This window comes from Klebsiella sp. CN_Kp066, from assembly GCF_040065135.1.
Lineage (GTDB): Bacteria > Pseudomonadota > Gammaproteobacteria > Enterobacterales > Enterobacteriaceae > Klebsiella > Klebsiella oxytoca.
Genome location: NZ_JBEAIU010000055.1, coordinates 1 through 15,634, shown reverse-complemented (window position 1 = coordinate 15,634; position 15,634 = coordinate 1). Strand labels below are relative to the sequence as shown.

The window sequence follows — 15,634 nt, the reverse complement described above, 5'->3', positions numbered from 1 at the left end:
AAAATCAGTCTACGGTTATACTTTGGATAACTACCGGTTGATCCAAGCTTTTAAGCATAGTTATCCACAGAAGAAAGTATGATCTTTACAATTCTCAGAGCAATTTTTGCCAGGATCCCAGCCAGACCTCAGCCGGATCTTCCGGAATTTCATGTTCGAGGACGTTAATTTTTAGCGTTTCGCCAATCTGTTTTGCCCCGCAGGCCTTCAGCGCCGACTCCAGCTTATCAATCGCTCCGCAGAAGGTGTCATATTCACGACTACCGATACCGACTGCGCCAAAATGGACCGCAGAAAGGTCGATCTGCTTTTCCTGAAGCGCTTCATAAAAAGGCAGCAGGTTATCGGGAATGTCGCCGGCGCCATGAGTAGAAGAGATAACCAGCCAGATCCCTTCCGCCTGTAGATCGTCAATCAGCGGGCCGTGCTGAATAGTCGTGCTGTGACCAGCCTCTTCCAGCTTTTCCGCCAGATGTTCTGACACATATTCTGCGCTACCCAGCGTACTGCCGCTGATAAGAGTTATCTCTGCCATGATCGCCCGCTCCACTTTTCCAGAGTGGCGTATTGTACGCTGTGAGCGAGCTGGGATCTACCTGTGGAAAAATGTGGGATTAAATAGTCCGTTCACGGGCGGATGGTACGCATGATCGGGTTTTGCAGCACGATCAGCGTTTCGGTGGACTGAATTTCATCAATTGTTTGGATCTTGTTGATAAGTACATGCTGGAGCGCATCGATCGATCGGCACATGACTTTTATAAAGATACTGTAGTGCCCGGTGGTGTAATACGCTTCGGTAACCTCATCCAGACTGTTTAACCTCGCCAGCGCCGAGGGATAGTCTTTGGCGCTTTTCAGAATGATGCCGATAAAACATCCCACATCGTAGCCCAGCTGCTTTGGGCTCACGTCAATGCGTGCGCCAGTGATAATTCCGGCCTGCTTCATCTTCTCCACGCGAACGTGAATGGTTCCCGGACTGACGCCAAACTGTTTTGCCAGTTCAGCATAAGCGGTGCGCGCGTTGGCCATTAAGGCCTCAAGGATGCCTCGGTCCAGATTGTCGATCTGATAATTTTCCATAGGTTTTTCTTATGAAGTTTGACGAATCTTTCTATTTTAGCCTCAAATTTTAATGAATCAAAATCGATGCAGGCTTTTTGTTGTGGGATTATTGAATTGCAGCGCTGTTTTGTTGCTTAATCAATGGCAACAGGACGCAGGAGTTATAAAAAATGAAAACCGCATACATCGCAAAACAACGCCAGATTAGTTTCGTTAAGTCACACTTTTCCCGTCAGCTTGAAGAGAAGCTCGGCCTGATCGAAGTTCAGGCGCCGATCTTAAGCCGCGTGGGCGATGGAACTCAGGATAACCTTTCTGGTTGCGAAAAAGCGGTTCAGGTTAAAGTGAAAACACTGCCAGACGCCCAGTTCGAAGTGGTTCATTCACTGGCGAAGTGGAAGCGTCAAACCCTGGGACAACACGACTTCAGCGCGGGCGAAGGGCTGTACACGCACATGAAGGCCCTTCGCCCCGATGAAGACCGATTAACGCCCATCCATTCCGTTTACGTTGACCAGTGGGACTGGGAGCGCGTAATGGGTGACGGAGAACGCCACTGCGGAACGCTGAAATCGACCGTTGAAGCGATCTATGCCGGGATCAAAGCTACCGAAGACGCCGTCAGTAAAGAATTTGGCCTCAAGCCGTTTCTGCCGGAGACGATCCAGTTTGTTCATAGCGAGGAGCTTTTAAGTCGCTATCCGGATCTTGATGCCAAAGGTCGTGAACGGGCGATTGCTAAAGAGCTGGGGGCTGTATTCCTGATCGGCATCGGCGGCAAGCTTTCCGATGGTCAGCGCCACGATGTTCGCGCGCCGGATTATGATGACTGGAGCACGCCGGCTGCTGAAGGCTATGCCGGTCTGAACGGCGATATTCTGGTATGGAACCCGGTTCTGGAAGATGCCTTCGAGCTCTCTTCAATGGGGATCCGCGTGGATGCCGAAGCGCTGAAGCGCCAGCTTGCGATTACCGGTGATGAAGATCGCCTGAAGCTGGAATGGCACCAGGCGCTGCTGCGCGGAGAGATGCCGCAGACTATCGGCGGCGGCATTGGTCAGTCTCGTCTGACGATGCTGCTCCTGCAGCTTGACCATATCGGCCAGGTACAGTGCGGCGTATGGCCGACACAGGTTCGTCAAAGCGTTGCCGCTCTTCTTTAATGCGTGATTAACGCCGCCAGCGTCGCAGCAGGCGGCTACGCAGCCCGGTATCAAAGCGCCAGATATGATCGAAAATGCGCATAATACCGGGCTTGCCGTGTACCGACATCGCCACCGCATGAAAGCGATGCTGATGTTTATGCTGTAGCTCTCCCACCTTATTGATCACCTCATCCGGCAAGCGCTGTGCGATAAAATCTGAAATGACTACCGCATCGGCATCGATCCACTGCGGATTCTGCATACGCTCAATCACTGCCCGGAAACAGCTGGCCAGATCGGTGCCGCCACGGAAGCGCTGGCTCAGAAAGCGGATCGCCTGTTCCAGCCCCTGCGGACCGGTAAGTTCGTAATGCACTACCTCGCTGGAAAACAGCATAATAAAGCAGCGGCGGTTATCCGCCAGAGCGACCCGCATTAGCGCCAGACAAAACGCCTTGGCGCACTGTTCATTAAAACCGCCCATTGAGCCGGAAGTATCGACGCAGACGATAAAGGGTCCGCGCGGCTGTTCATCAAAATCCTGGCGAGTGACCGGCCGTTCGGTGATCTTTTCTTTCCACGCATCGCCGTGAAGCCGATAGGTCAGCAGCTGCTTTTCAACCAGCTTACGATAGAACTCGAACTCCAGCTCGGTGATACCGAGGGTAGCCAGCTCTGGCGGCAACAAACGCAGAATATCGTCGCTCTGCTGAAGCCCGTCCACCTGTTCCGGTACGGTGGCCGGTTCGCGCACCAGGCTGCGAAAGGTTTCCATCGGCGCATCTTTTTTCGGCACCGCTTTCGCTTCACGTGAGCGTCCCAGCTGTTCAGCGAGCTGCATGAGCTCGGGTTGTTGGCTTAGAAAGTCGCCGTAGCGCACGATCAGCTGATAGTCGCCTCGCTTCAGCTCGCCAGCGCTCATGTCCCACAGGTGCCCCGCCGCATTGTCATTTTCCACCAGCACCGGCTCCAGCTGGCCGCTGAGGGTCATGCGTTCCTGAACTTCGCTCAGTAGCTGATCGCGCTCTTCATCCAGCAGTTGCTGATTAAGGGAGGTTGCCTGCACCACCAGGCTCAGGCGCCAGCGCTGGAGGAATAACGTGTGCAGCGCTGGCGTAAAGGTGCTGTTGTTATCCACCAGCTGCTGGGCCTGGCTGGCAAAAGGGGAGTGCAGCTTATGCAGCTGGCTCAAAATTTGCGGAAGCTGGACGATAAACTGCGAGGTAGAAAGCCGCTGTGATTGCTGATAACACTGAACCTCCGCATCCAGCTCGGGGGGGATATTGGTCTCTTTAAGTCGCGATCTGACCGCTTCCCGCCAGCGCGGAATGTCGGCGGCGATAATATTTTTTAGGCGCGGGAATTTTTCAAAGAATACCGCCAGTTGAGGTGCCGCCAGCAGCGCCAGCAGCATCTCATCGATCATACCCTCTTCGCCGACTGCCAGCATGACATTCAGCATGTCCAGCGTCATGACTGACGCGCCTGTTTAATCTGCGTTCCGACGTCCTGCAGGCTGGCCTCAATGCGTCCCAGCCACTCACCGGGAATAAACAGACATTTCTGCTGTTCGCTGAAGCGGTTATGTTGCTGATGCCATTCGTCGTCCAGCGCTTCCAGCTGCTGCCGGATTTCGGCCGGCATATTTTCCCGCGATTCGCTACCGGGCAGGGAAAGTCGCGACCCCTGTAAGCTGACATCGCGCACGACCAGATGCTGGCTGGTATCGACATCCATATTCAGCGGCTGGGCAAAACCGATACCGTTGAGCTTGCCACGAATCTCACCCCCTTTCTCCAGCCAGCGAGCAAGCTCTTCACGAACAAACGTAATATGAATCACTTCCAGGTCGTGCAGCTTAAGCGGCTGCTGGAGGAGCAGCGTCAGCGTGGGTTCCTGCACTTCAGCGGGCAGTTCATAATGAGGTTTACGGCTGAACATACCGCCAAGACGGTTTACTTTTAGCGCGGTTTTATCGCTTTGCTGCTGTTGAAGCTGAATACGTCGTTGGATAATCGACCCCAGGCGAGTGAGCATTGCCTGCTGCTGCCAGGCGTGGCTGGTCATTAAGGTCTCCAGCTGCGCGGACATCAGGTTCATCGTCTCAATATTGTGCCACAGGCAATCTTTCAGCAGGATCAGGTCTATTGGCGCGATAGTGTCGCGGCCGCTGAAAAAGGCGCTGGCCTGCAGCAGACGAATGGCTTTTTTCCACCGACGATCTGAGACGTACGGCGCGTTCGGCAGCGTATCTAACTGCTGGCGCAGCTGGAAAATAAGTTCAAAAACGCTGTCCGGCAGCTTAACGCTGCCGATATCCTGCTGCCATTGCTGAAACTCCTCGTCGCTGACCTGTAGATTCGCCGGGACGGGGTTACTGTTCTCGTCCTGCTGGCTTATCAGCATTGAGCGGAAGTTGGTTTTATCCTGAACCTTATCCAGCCATAAACGGATAAGCATCCGATCGTATAGCGCCTCCAGGCTGTTGTCTGCTTCGGGGAGTTCGTTCGACGCCGCCACCAGCAGGCGCATAGGGATTTTTTCTTCGGTTGCCCCGTTGCGGAAATGACGTTCGTTTATTGCCGTCAGCAGCGTATTGAGGATCGCCGGGCCAGCTTTCCAGATCTCATCGAGGAAAACAATTTCGGCTTCCGGAAGATAACCCGCGGTCAAACGCTCGTAGCGTCCTTCATCTTTTAGCGCCTGAATGGAGAGCGGGCCAAAAACCTCTTCCGGCGTGGAAAAACGCGTCATCAGGTACTCAAATGCGCGAGCCTGCTGGAAGGCGAATTTTAGGCGTCGGGCGATCAGACTTTTGGCGATGCCCGGTGGACCCAGCAGAAAAACGCTCTCGCCGCTGAGTGCGGCAAGCAGGCAAAGGCGAATGGCGTGGCTGCGTTCGAAGAGTCCTTTTTCCAGAGCGGCGCTGAGCCGGGAAATTCTTTCTGCCAGTAAATGTGATTGAGCCATAATAGAGTTGCGTGCTTTTTAGAATGTCGTTGTTAGGTCGAGTATAGATGTTTGCTTAGGGGTGGTAATAGCCTGAAGAATCGATTTATTTTCTTTGAGTCAGGTTAAGATGATGTCAGTTAGGGGTACGATTCAGCAAATAATCGTGCATACTGTGCGCTTTTTGTGGGCCAAGGGACTAGGCACACATTTGTTTTATAAACGAAAAGACTAGTCTATGAGCACTGATAATAAGCAATCGCTGCCGGCAATAACGCTGGCGGCAATCGGCGTGGTATACGGCGATATCGGTACCAGTCCACTGTATACACTTCGTGAATGTCTGTCCGGCCAGTTTGGCTTTGGCGTTGAGCGTGATGCTGTTTTTGGCTTCCTGTCGCTCATTTTCTGGCTATTAATTCTCACCGTATCACTCAAATACATCACCTTCGTGATGCGGGCAGACAATGCCGGCGAAGGCGGGATCCTGACGTTAATGTCGCTGGCGGGGCGAAACACCTCCGCGCGCGCAACCTCCATCCTGGTGATCCTTGGGCTTATCGGCGGCAGCTTCTTTTATGGCGAGGTGGTGATTACGCCTGCCATCTCGGTGATGTCGGCGATAGAGGGGCTGGAAATTATCGCCCCGGACCTGGATACCTGGGTGGTTCCCATATCCATCATCGTTCTGACGCTGCTATTTGCCATTCAAAAGCACGGTACCAGCATGGTCGGTAAGCTGTTCGCGCCGATTATGCTGATCTGGTTCCTGCTGCTGGCGGTACTGGGCGCGCGCAGTATCTTTGCTAACCCGGAAGTGCTGCAGGCGCTGAATCCTTACTGGGCGGTACACTTTTTCCTCGAATATAAAACCGTCTCGTTTGTGGCGCTGGGCGCGGTAGTGCTGTCGATTACCGGCGTGGAGGCGCTGTACGCGGATATGGGGCATTTTGGTAAACTGCCGATTCGCCTGGCCTGGTTTTCGGTAGTACTGCCTTCACTGGTGCTTAACTACTTTGGTCAGGGCGCGCTGCTGCTCAAACACCCGGAAGCGATTAAAAACCCGTTCTTTCTGCTGGCGCCCGAGTGGGCGCTCATTCCCATGCTGATTATTGCCGCCCTGGCGACGGTTATCGCTTCACAGGCGGTTATCTCTGGCGTCTTCTCGCTAACCCGGCAGGCGGTGCGCCTGGGGTACCTGTCGCCGATGCGGATTATTCATACTTCGGAAATGGAGTCCGGGCAGATTTATATTCCGTTTATCAACTGGCTGCTCTATATCTCGGTGGTCATCGTCATTGTTAACTTTGAGCACTCCTCGAATCTGGCGGCGGCCTACGGTATTGCGGTGACGGGGACGATGGTGCTGACCACCATTCTGTTCACGACGGTAGCGCGTCAAAACTGGCACTGGAATAAGTTCGTTGTGGCGCTGCTGCTGGTTGCCTTTATGTGCATTGATATCCCGCTCTTCTCCGCGAACCTCGATAAAATCGTCTCCGGCGGCTGGCTGCCTCTGACCCTCGGCCTGGTGATGTTTACCATCATGACCACCTGGAAAAGCGAGCGTTTCCGCCTTCTGCGTCGGATGCATGAGCACGGTAATTCTCTGGAAGCGATGATCTCTTCTCTGGAGAAATCGCCGCCGGTCCGCGTTCCGGGTACCGCCGTCTATATGTCGCGGGCGCTGAACGTCATTCCTTTCGCGCTGTTGCATAACCTTAAGCATAATAAGGTGCTGCACGAGCGGGTGATTTTGCTCACGCTGCGTACTGAAGATGCGCCGTACGTGCATAACGTTCGTCGCGTACAGATTGAGCAGATTTCGCCGTCGTTCTGGCGCGTCGTAGCCAGCTACGGCTGGCGGGAAACGCCGAATGTCGAAGAAGTTTTCCACCGCTGTGGGCTGGAAGGCCTGAGCTGCCGGATGATGGAGACCTCCTTCTTTATGTCTCATGAGTCGCTGATCATCGGCAAGCGGCCATGGTACCTGCGCCTGCGCGGCAAGCTTTATCTTCTGCTGCAGCGCAACGCTCTGCGAGCGCCTGACCAGTTCGAAATCCCGCCGAACCGGGTTATTGAGCTCGGCACCCAGGTTGAAATCTGATGCGCTAAAGCCCTTCTTGATGAAGGGCTTTTTGTTTATTTGAACGCTTCTGGCTTTAACTCTTCAGGCTTGCGAAACGTTTCGATGACGATCACAATTCTCACATCTGGTGATGGTTTTCTGTTCTCTTATTGCTAATACTTATACCAGCGAAACGTTTCGCTAGTGGAGTAAAAGAGAAAATGAAAAAAGGTACCGTCCTCAATGCTGAAATTTCGTCGGTCATCTCCCGCCTGGGTCATACCGATACGCTGGTAGTTTGCGATGCCGGGTTACCTGTTTCCCGCAGCAGCGCCCGTATCGACATGGCGTTAACCCACGGGGTGCCCTCCTTTATGCAGGTTCTGGAGGTGGTGACGAGCGAAATGCAGGTTGAAGCGGCTATCCTCGCGGAAGAGATTAAAACGCTTAATCCGCAGCTCCACGCGACGTTGCTCAATCATCTTGAGCAGCTGCAGCAACACCAGGGAAACACCATTGAAATTCGTTACACCAGCCATGAGCAGTTTAAAAAAGAAACCGCAGATAGTCAGGCGGTGATTCGCAGCGGGGAATGTTCCCCGTATGCGAACGTTATTCTCTGTGCCGGCGTGACGTTCTGAGGTCGCCGCTATGGAAGCCTTATTGCAATTAAAAGGGATCGATAAATCGTTCCCTGGCGTCAAGGCGCTCTCCGGCGCCTCGCTAAACGTATATCCGGGCCGCGTGATGGCGCTGGTCGGGGAAAACGGCGCCGGTAAATCCACGATGATGAAAGTGCTGACCGGCATTTACTCCCGCGATGCCGGTTCGCTGCTGTGGCTGGGTAAAGAGACCACCTTCAACGGTCCCAAATCTTCTCAGGAAGCCGGAATTGGCATCATCCACCAGGAGCTAAACCTGATCCCCCAATTGACGATCGCCGAGAACATTTTCCTCGGCCGTGAATTTGTGAATCGCTTTGGCAAAATAGACTGGAAAACGATGTACGCCGAAGCCGATAAGCTGCTGGCAAAGCTGAATCTGCGTTTTAACAGCCAGAAGCTGGTGGGGGATTTATCGATAGGCGATCAGCAAATGGTTGAGATCGCTAAGGTGCTGAGCTTTGAGTCGAAGGTCATCATTATGGATGAGCCCACCGATGCGTTGACCGACACCGAGACCGAATCCCTGTTCCGCGTAATCCGCGAACTGAAATCGCAGGGGCGCGGTATTGTCTATATCTCCCACCGTATGAAAGAGATCTTCGAGATTTGCGATGACGTCACGGTATTTCGCGATGGGCAGTTTATCGCCGAGCGTGAAGTGGCCAGTCTGGATGAAGATCTGCTGATTGAGATGATGGTCGGCCGTAAGCTGGAAGATCAGTACCCGCATCTGGACAAAGCCCCGGGCGCTGTTCGTCTTAAGGTCGACAACCTGTGCGGTTCGGGCGTGGAAAATATCTCCTTTATTCTGCGTCAGGGCGAGATTCTCGGCGTCGCCGGGCTGATGGGCGCCGGGCGCACCGAGCTGATGAAGGTGCTGTACGGTGCGCTGCCGCGCAGCAGCGGTTCGGTCACGCTGGATGGACGCGAAGTTGTTACGCGCTCCCCGCAGGATGGTCTGGCCAACGGAATCGTCTACATCTCAGAAGACCGTAAGCGCGACGGTTTAGTGCTCGGCATGTCGGTTAAAGAAAACATGTCGCTGACCGCGCTGCGTTACTTCAGCCGCGGCGGCGGTAGTCTCAAGCACAAAGATGAACAACAGGCGGTGAGTGATTTTATCCGCCTGTTTAACGTGAAAACGCCTTCGATGGAGCAGGCCATTGGGCTGCTTTCCGGCGGTAATCAGCAGAAGGTCGCGATAGCCCGCGGGTTGATGACCCGCCCGAAGGTATTGATCCTTGATGAGCCGACACGCGGCGTGGATGTTGGGGCAAAGAAAGAGATATACCAGCTGATTAACCAGTTCAAAGCCGAAGGTCTGAGCATCATTCTGGTCTCTTCGGAGATGCCGGAAGTGTTGGGCATGAGCGATCGCATCATGGTGATGCATGAAGGGCATCTCGGCGGTGAATTCACACGCGAGCAGGCCACCCAGGAAGTATTGATGGCTGCCGCTGTGGGCAAGCTTAATCGTGTGAATCAGGAGTAAAAAAGATGAATAACCCGGCTGTTTCTGGTCGTCGCTACTTCACAAAAGCGTGGCTGATGGAGCAAAAATCGCTGATTGCCCTGCTGGTGCTGATTGCGATTGTCTCGACCATGAGCCCCAACTTTTTTACCGTGAATAACCTGTTCAATATTCTGCAGCAGACTTCAGTTAACGCCATTATGGCGGTAGGGATGACGCTGGTTATCCTGACGTCGGGTATCGACCTGTCCGTCGGTTCTCTGCTGGCGCTGACCGGCGCGGTTGCTGCTTCAATTGTCGGGATTGAGGTCAACGCGCTGATGGCCGTGGCCGCTGCGCTGGCATTAGGCGCGGCTATCGGCGCCGTGACCGGCGTGATTGTGGCGAAAGGGCGCGTGCAGGCATTTATCGCTACGCTGGTCATGATGCTGCTGCTGCGCGGCGTGACGATGGTGTATACCAATGGAAGCCCGGTAAATACCGGCTTTACCGACAACGCCGATCTGTTCGGCTGGTTCGGGATTGGTCGTCCGCTGGGGATCCCAACGCCGGTGTGGATTATGGCGATCGTTTTCCTGGCCGCCTGGTACATGCTGCACCATACTCGCCTGGGCCGTTATATTTATGCGCTCGGCGGTAACGAGGCGGCAACGCGCCTTTCCGGCATCAGCGTGAATAAAGTTAAAATCATCGTCTATTCTTTGTGCGGCATGCTGGCCTCGCTGGCAGGGATTATTGAGGTCGCGCGTCTCTCTTCCGCGCAGCCGACGGCGGGCACAGGATATGAACTGGATGCGATTGCGGCGGTGGTGCTCGGTGGTACCAGCCTCGCGGGCGGTAAAGGCCGTATTGTCGGCACGCTGATTGGTGCGTTGATCCTTGGTTTTCTGAACAACGGCCTGAATTTATTAGGCGTTTCATCCTATTACCAGATGATCGTGAAAGCGGTGGTCATTTTGCTGGCGGTACTGGTAGATAACAAGAAGCAGTAACTGAGAACTCTACAGGACATCTTAACTATGAATATGAAAAAACTGGCGACCCTGGTCTCTGCTGTAGCGTTAAGTGCGACCGTAAGCGCAAACGCGATGGCAAAAGATACTATCGCTCTGGTTATCTCTACCCTTAACAACCCGTTCTTTGTCTCGCTGAAGGATGGCGCGCAAAAAGAAGCGGACAAACTTGGCTATAACCTGGTGGTACTGGACTCCCAGAATAACCCGGCCAAAGAGTTGGCTAACGTTCAGGATTTAACCGTTCGTGGCACCAAACTGCTGCTGATCAACCCTACGGATTCCGATGCGGTGGGTAACGCCGTGAAGCTGGCTAATCAGGCGAAAATTCCGGTTATCACCCTCGACCGTCAGGCGTCAAAAGGCGACGTGGTAAGCCATATTGCATCTGACAACGTGCTGGGCGGTAAGATGGCCGGCGACTATATCGCGAAGAAAGTCGGCGAAAGCGCGAAGATCATTGAACTACAAGGCATTGCCGGGACCTCCGCGGCGCGCGAACGTGGTGAAGGTTTCCAGCAGGCCGTTGCTGCGCACAAGTTTAACGTACTGGCCAGCCAGCCGGCAGATTTTGACCGTACCAAGGGTCTGAACGTCATGCAGAACCTGCTGACGGCGCATCCTGATGTGCAGGCGGTATTTGCCCAGAACGATGAAATGGCGCTGGGCGCGCTGCGTGCGCTACAAACGGCAGGCAAATCTGATGTGATGGTTGTTGGATTTGACGGCACGCCGGATGGCGAAAAAGCGGTTAATAGTGGCAAACTGGCTGCGACCATCGCCCAGCTACCGGAGCAGATCGGCGTTAAAGGCGTTGAGACCGCCGATAAAGTGCTGAAGGGTGAAAAAGTGGATACCAGCTACCCGGTTGAGTTGAAACTGGTCATTAAGCAATAATGTGCGATTCGGATCGGCGACGGTCCGAGGGACAACATAATAAAGAAAAGCAGGGCATGCGCCACCGGATCCCGGTGGCGCGCTTTCCGGGAATATTGATTATGAAAACCGCAGGCAAACTTGTCGTCCTTGGCAGTATCAACGCCGATCACATCCTGAATCTCGACGCCTTCCCAACGCCTGGTGAAACCGTTACCGGTCATCACTATCAGGTCGCTTTTGGCGGTAAGGGCGCAAACCAGGCCGTTGCTGCCGGACGCAGCGGGGCTAATATTTCCTTTATCGCCTGTACCGGCGATGACGACATTGGCGAGCGCGTTCGTCACCAGCTGGAAAGCGACAATATTGACGTTTCGCCGGTCAGAGCCGTCACCGGAGAATCAACCGGCGTGGCGCTGATTTTTGTTAACGCTGAAGGTGAGAATACTATCGGTATTCATGCCGGTGCTAATGCCGCGCTCTCCGTTGCGCAGGTTGATGCGGAAAAAGAGCGTATTGCTGGCGCGCAGGCGCTGCTGATGCAGCTGGAATCACCGCTGGAAAGCGTACTGGCCGCGGCGAAAATCGCTCACCAGAATCAAACCTCAGTCATCCTCAATCCGGCGCCGGCACGTGAATTGCCCGATGAGCTGCTCACGCTGGTAGATACCATTACCCCTAACGAGACCGAAGCGGAAAAACTCACCGGCGTGCGCGTGGAAAGCGACGATGATGCGGCAAAAGCCGCCAAAGTGCTCCATGATAAAGGTATCGGTACGGTGATCATTACCCTTGGCAGCCGTGGCGTATGGGCCAGCTGCGAAGGTGAAGGTCGTCGGGTGCCCGGCTTTAAAGTGCAGGCGGTAGATACCATAGCCGCTGGCGATACCTTTAATGGTGCGCTGGTCACCGCGCTGCTTGAAGGTAGTGAACTGGCGCAGGCGATTCGTTTTGCCCATGCCGCCGCCGCTATCGCCGTCACCCGCAAAGGGGCCCAGCCCTCCGTGCCCTGGCGAAAAGAAATAGACGAATTTTTACGTCAACAGGGGTAACGCTTGGCCACCATGAAGGATGTAGCCCGCATAGCGGGCGTTTCCACTTCGACGGTTTCTCATGTCATCAACAAAGATCGTTTCGTTAGCGAAGCAATTACCGCTAAAGTCGATGCCGCGATTAAAAGCCTGAACTACGCGCCGTCTGCGCTGGCGCGCAGCCTTAAATTAAACCAAACCCGCACCATAGGCATGCTTATTACCGCCAGTACCAACCCGTTTTATTCGGAGCTAGTGCGCGGCGTGGAACGTAGCTGCTTTGAGCGAGGCTATAGCCTGGTGCTGTGTAATACCGAAGGCGATGAGCAGCGGATGAACCGTAATCTTGAGACGCTGATGCAAAAGCGCGTCGATGGTTTACTCCTGTTGTGCACTGAAACTCATCAGCCTTCGCCGGAAATTATGCAGCGCTATCCTTCTGTACCGACGGTGATGATGGACTGGGCGCCGTTCGACGGCGATAGCGATCTGATTCAGGATAACTCTCTGCTCGGCGGCGATATGGCGACCCAGTATCTGATTGACCAGGGCTATAGTCGGATTGCCTGTATCGCGGGTCCGCTGGATAAAACGCCAGCCCGATTGCGCCTGGAGGGATATCAGGCTGCGATGACTCGAGCCGGACTTGCGGTACCGGAAGGATATGTGATTAGCAGCGATTTTGAATTTGGCGGCGGATTCAGCGCCATGCAAACGCTGTTGACGCTGTCAGAGCTACCGCAGGCAGTATTTGTCGGTAACGATGCGATGGCGGTGGGTGCCTATCAGGCCCTTTACCAGAGCGGCCTGCGTATTCCGCAGGACATGGCGCTGGTGGGTTATGACGACATCGAACTGGCGCGCTATATGACGCCGCCGCTAACCACAATTCATCAACCGAAAGATGAGCTGGGCGAACTGGCCATCGATGTGCTGATTCACCGCATGGCCGATCCGGGACAAAAACAGCAGCGCGTACAGTTAACGCCTGAGCTGGTGGTTCGTGGCTCAGCCTAACGCTTATGCCGCTCCTTAATCAGGTTGCGGCCATCTTTTGCTCTTAATAAGGTAAATACCAGCGCCGATACCACGGTGATAGCCCCCATGGTAATAAAGGTGTAATGAAATTGCTCAATGGTATTTGCGCTATCAAATCCTTCATAAAACCTCAGCACCGCCGCGCTAACGGCGACCCCGAGACTGATAGAGAGTTGCTGAGTAACGGCCAGCATGCTGTTGCCGCTGCTGGCGTTTTCATCGGTTAAATCGGCGAGCGTGATGGTGTTCATTGAGGTGAACTGAGTGGACATCGCCATCCCCAGAACGAATAGCGGCAGCAGCAGCATCCAGATCGACAGATCCGGAGATTGCAGCGAAAACTGAGCAATCATCAGGCCGATGAATACCGTGACCCCAACCAGCGTTTTACGGTAGCCGAACCAGCGAAGTATCTGGGTGACGGTTGATTTCGCAATAATGGAACCGATAGCCGTAGGCGCAATCATGCAGCCAGCAATAATCGCCGGATACCCGAAGCCAACCTGGAGCATCAGCGGCATCAGGAACGGAACGCAGCCGGTGCCCAGGCGCGTGGCCAGGTTTCCCGCGATCCCAACAGAGAAGGTATGCGTCTTAAATAAGGATAGCGAAATGAGCGGTGTGGGATGACGGCGAGCGTGGCGAATATAGGCCCACATTAAAACGATGCTCAGGGCGATAACGGCCAGAGCCATCCAGGTGGCAACAATCTTCTCGCCAAACAGCTCGATTCCACTGGAAAACAGCACCAGGCTCAGGCCAAAGAGGATAAAACCGAGCGTGTCGAAGCGACGTCGTGGCGTGGTGAAATCCGGCATGTACTTGCGAGCGTAGACGATTCCGATAATGCCGATGGGAATATTAATCAGGAATATCCAGTGCCAGCTTGCCCAGGTCACCAGTACGCCGCCGAGCACGGGGCCGAGGATAGGGCCGACCAGGCCAGGCATGGTGACGAAGTTGAGTACCGGCAGCAGTTCGCTGCGCGGATAGGCGCGCAGTAACGCCAGCCTCGCAACCGGCATCATCATCGCTCCGCCGATGCCCTGAATGACGCGGAAGATAACCAGTTCCATCAGGGAGTTGGAAAGCGCGCAGGCCAGGGAACCGAGGGTAAACAGGCTGACGGCGATGATAAATACTTTCCGCGTGCCGAAGCGGTCGGCCAGCCAACCGCTGACCGGGATAAGCATGGCTACTGTCAACGTGTAGCTGATAATGGCCGATTGCATCGCAAGCGGTGAACGGTTAAGGCTATGGGCGATAGCGGGAAGGGCCGTATTCAGAATGGTAGCGTCAAGCGCCTGCATAAAAAAAGCCATCGCTGCGATCCATGGCAGCCCGGCCATACTGCGGGCTTTCTTTTTGGTCATTCGATACCTTTACTATTTGTCGGAATGGTTGGGGGCACTCAACAACGCCTGGCAGGCGCTCAGCGCTCGCAAGCCGTCGCTATCCAGAATGGCATCAACGATTGCCTGATGGAGATCCAGCTTCACCACTTCATTTTGGGTAATCGAAGTGAAGTAGGTGTGGTAAACCGAATGAAATAAAGAAGCGAAAGAGGTCAGGAAAGGATTGCCGCTCATTTCATATATATGTTCATGCCAGGCCATATCGACCTCAATCCAGCGCTCGCGCTGAAAGTTCCTCTTTAGCTCAACCATCTCCTCCATCAAAGCGTTGAGTTGAGCCTTCTGCTCCGGCGTGCCTGAGGTTGACGCCAGAAAACAGGCTTGGGGCTCCAGGCTTTCGCGCATAACGAGGAAATGGCCGACAACTTCAGCGAAATTATCTTCCGTTAACCACCATGCGAGTAGTTCTTTATCGAGAAAGTTCCAGCTGCTGCGGGGCATCACCCGCGTTCCGATCCGTGGACGAGGTAAAAGCATCCCTTTCGCAGCAAGCGTTTTAACCGCTTCACGCACGGCCGTACGGCTCACGCCAAACTGCTCACCCAGTTCCATCTCTCCGGGAAGGATACTTTCTGGCGGGTATTCCCCGGTCAGGATTTTTTGAGCTAGTTTCTCCGCTAATACCCAGGAGATGTTCTTTTGTGCCGCCAACTGCTGTGCGCTTAAAGACATAAATGCCGTTCCTTTCTCTTTTTTACCTTATCAGTATGCCATCTGGCGGCGTGCTTCGTTGGTTAAAACGGCAAAACGCCGCTTTTTTGCTACATTACACGGCGTAATGATGAAAAAAGAGGCGGTTGAAAAGTTTTTTGAAATTTCCCCTTGTCACTTCGTAATTACTCCCTATAATGCGCTCCCACTGACACGGAACAACGGCTTACAGCCCGCCGGGTCA

At 54.2% G+C, this 15,634-nt stretch carries 14 protein-coding genes; 8 read left to right on the top strand and 6 right to left on the bottom strand.

Going from position 1 to position 15,634, the window contains the following annotated elements; all coding sequences use genetic code 11:
• Positions 1-94: 94 nt before the first annotated feature.
• Together mioC and asnC are read right to left on the bottom strand one after the other, a co-directional pair.
• On the bottom strand, positions 95-535 hold the full coding sequence (gene mioC / locus ABLV75_RS22135; RefSeq protein ID WP_004107304.1) for an FMN-binding protein MioC: 441 nt from the start codon (positions 533-535) through the stop codon (positions 95-97).
• Positions 536-627: 92 nt separating this feature from the next.
• The gene (asnC, locus tag ABLV75_RS22130; RefSeq protein WP_004107306.1) at positions 628-1,086 is read right to left on the bottom strand and encodes a transcriptional regulator AsnC; all 459 of its coding nucleotides are present in this window, start codon (positions 1,084-1,086) and stop codon (positions 628-630) included.
• 152 nt (positions 1,087-1,238) lie between these two features.
• Between asnC and asnA the strand changes: the two genes are divergently transcribed.
• Positions 1,239-2,231, top strand: a complete 993-nt coding sequence (gene asnA / locus ABLV75_RS22125; protein WP_004107308.1) for an aspartate--ammonia ligase — start codon at positions 1,239-1,241, stop codon at positions 2,229-2,231.
• A gap of 7 nt (positions 2,232-2,238) precedes the next feature.
• Here asnA and viaA read toward each other — a convergent pair whose 3' ends face one another.
• Complete coding sequence (gene viaA, locus ABLV75_RS22120) at positions 2,239-3,687, bottom strand: ATPase RavA stimulator ViaA (protein ID WP_004107310.1); 1,449 nt, start codon at positions 3,685-3,687, stop codon at positions 2,239-2,241.
• Positions 3,684-5,183 carry an ATPase RavA gene (gene ravA, locus ABLV75_RS22115; RefSeq protein WP_004107311.1) on the bottom strand — a complete coding sequence of 500 codons (1,500 nt, stop codon included), beginning with the start codon at positions 5,181-5,183 and terminating at the stop codon, positions 3,684-3,686. Before ravA ends, viaA begins: the two co-directional genes overlap by 4 nt.
• A 217-nt stretch (positions 5,184-5,400) precedes the next feature.
• Here ravA and kup point away from each other — a divergent pair, with 217 nt between their 5' ends.
• The 7 genes from kup (at position 5,401) to rbsR (ending at position 13,303) form a co-directional block, all read left to right on the top strand.
• Positions 5,401-7,269, top strand: a complete 1,869-nt coding sequence (gene kup / locus ABLV75_RS22110) for a low affinity potassium transporter Kup (RefSeq protein ID WP_004107313.1) — start codon at positions 5,401-5,403, stop codon at positions 7,267-7,269.
• Positions 7,270-7,451: 182 nt separating this feature from the next.
• Positions 7,452-7,871 carry a D-ribose pyranase gene (rbsD, locus tag ABLV75_RS22105; protein WP_004107315.1) on the top strand — a complete coding sequence of 140 codons (420 nt, stop codon included), beginning with the start codon at positions 7,452-7,454 and terminating at the stop codon, positions 7,869-7,871.
• 10 nt (positions 7,872-7,881) lie between these two features.
• A complete protein-coding gene (gene rbsA / locus ABLV75_RS22100) occupies positions 7,882-9,387 on the top strand; it encodes a ribose ABC transporter ATP-binding protein RbsA (RefSeq protein WP_004107317.1) in 1,506 nt (501 codons plus the stop codon).
• Between the two features lie 5 nt (positions 9,388-9,392).
• The gene (rbsC, locus tag ABLV75_RS22095) at positions 9,393-10,358 is read left to right on the top strand and encodes a ribose ABC transporter permease (protein ID WP_004107319.1); all 966 of its coding nucleotides are present in this window, start codon (positions 9,393-9,395) and stop codon (positions 10,356-10,358) included.
• A gap of 27 nt (positions 10,359-10,385) precedes the next feature.
• A complete protein-coding gene (rbsB, locus tag ABLV75_RS22090; protein ID WP_004107321.1) occupies positions 10,386-11,276 on the top strand; it encodes a ribose ABC transporter substrate-binding protein RbsB in 891 nt (296 codons plus the stop codon).
• A gap of 98 nt (positions 11,277-11,374) precedes the next feature.
• Complete coding sequence (rbsK, locus tag ABLV75_RS22085) at positions 11,375-12,307, top strand: ribokinase (protein WP_187145414.1); 933 nt, start codon at positions 11,375-11,377, stop codon at positions 12,305-12,307.
• Positions 12,308-12,319: 12 nt separating this feature from the next.
• Complete coding sequence (gene rbsR, locus ABLV75_RS22080; protein WP_004107325.1) at positions 12,320-13,303, top strand: ribose operon transcriptional repressor RbsR; 984 nt, start codon at positions 12,320-12,322, stop codon at positions 13,301-13,303.
• Here rbsR and mdtD read toward each other — a convergent pair.
• Both mdtD and ABLV75_RS22070 read right to left on the bottom strand, forming a co-directional pair.
• Entirely contained in the window at positions 13,300-14,697 is a 1,398-nt protein-coding gene (gene mdtD / locus ABLV75_RS22075; protein WP_004107327.1) for a multidrug transporter subunit MdtD, read from the bottom strand. The genes rbsR and mdtD overlap by 4 nt on opposite strands.
• A gap of 12 nt (positions 14,698-14,709) precedes the next feature.
• Positions 14,710-15,411: a FadR/GntR family transcriptional regulator gene (locus tag ABLV75_RS22070; RefSeq protein ID WP_004107328.1), complete on the bottom strand. Its 702-nt coding sequence runs from the start codon at positions 15,409-15,411 to the stop codon at positions 14,710-14,712.
• Between the last annotated feature and the right edge of the window lie 223 nt (positions 15,412-15,634).

What these genes read in the sequence shown, in the direction of transcription:
- mioC (WP_004107304.1), bottom strand. Translation starts at nt 535, where the DNA reads ATGGCAGAGATAACTCTTATCAGCGGCAGTACGCTGGGTAGCGCAGAA.
- asnC (WP_004107306.1), bottom strand. Translation starts at nt 1,086, where the DNA reads ATGGAAAATTATCAGATCGACAATCTGGACCGAGGCATCCTTGAGGCC.
- asnA (WP_004107308.1), top strand. Translation starts at nt 1,239, where the DNA reads ATGAAAACCGCATACATCGCAAAACAACGCCAGATTAGTTTCGTTAAG.
- viaA (WP_004107310.1), bottom strand. Translation starts at nt 3,687, where the DNA reads ATGACGCTGGACATGCTGAATGTCATGCTGGCAGTCGGCGAAGAGGGT.
- ravA (WP_004107311.1), bottom strand. Translation starts at nt 5,183, where the DNA reads ATGGCTCAATCACATTTACTGGCAGAAAGAATTTCCCGGCTCAGCGCC.
- kup (WP_004107313.1), top strand. Translation starts at nt 5,401, where the DNA reads ATGAGCACTGATAATAAGCAATCGCTGCCGGCAATAACGCTGGCGGCA.
- rbsD (WP_004107315.1), top strand. Translation starts at nt 7,452, where the DNA reads ATGAAAAAAGGTACCGTCCTCAATGCTGAAATTTCGTCGGTCATCTCC.
- rbsA (WP_004107317.1), top strand. Translation starts at nt 7,882, where the DNA reads ATGGAAGCCTTATTGCAATTAAAAGGGATCGATAAATCGTTCCCTGGC.
- rbsC (WP_004107319.1), top strand. Translation starts at nt 9,393, where the DNA reads ATGAATAACCCGGCTGTTTCTGGTCGTCGCTACTTCACAAAAGCGTGG.
- rbsB (WP_004107321.1), top strand. Translation starts at nt 10,386, where the DNA reads ATGAATATGAAAAAACTGGCGACCCTGGTCTCTGCTGTAGCGTTAAGT.
- rbsR (WP_004107325.1), top strand. Translation starts at nt 12,320, where the DNA reads ATGAAGGATGTAGCCCGCATAGCGGGCGTTTCCACTTCGACGGTTTCT.
- mdtD (WP_004107327.1), bottom strand. Translation starts at nt 14,697, where the DNA reads ATGACCAAAAAGAAAGCCCGCAGTATGGCCGGGCTGCCATGGATCGCA.
- ABLV75_RS22070 (WP_004107328.1), bottom strand. Translation starts at nt 15,411, where the DNA reads ATGTCTTTAAGCGCACAGCAGTTGGCGGCACAAAAGAACATCTCCTGG.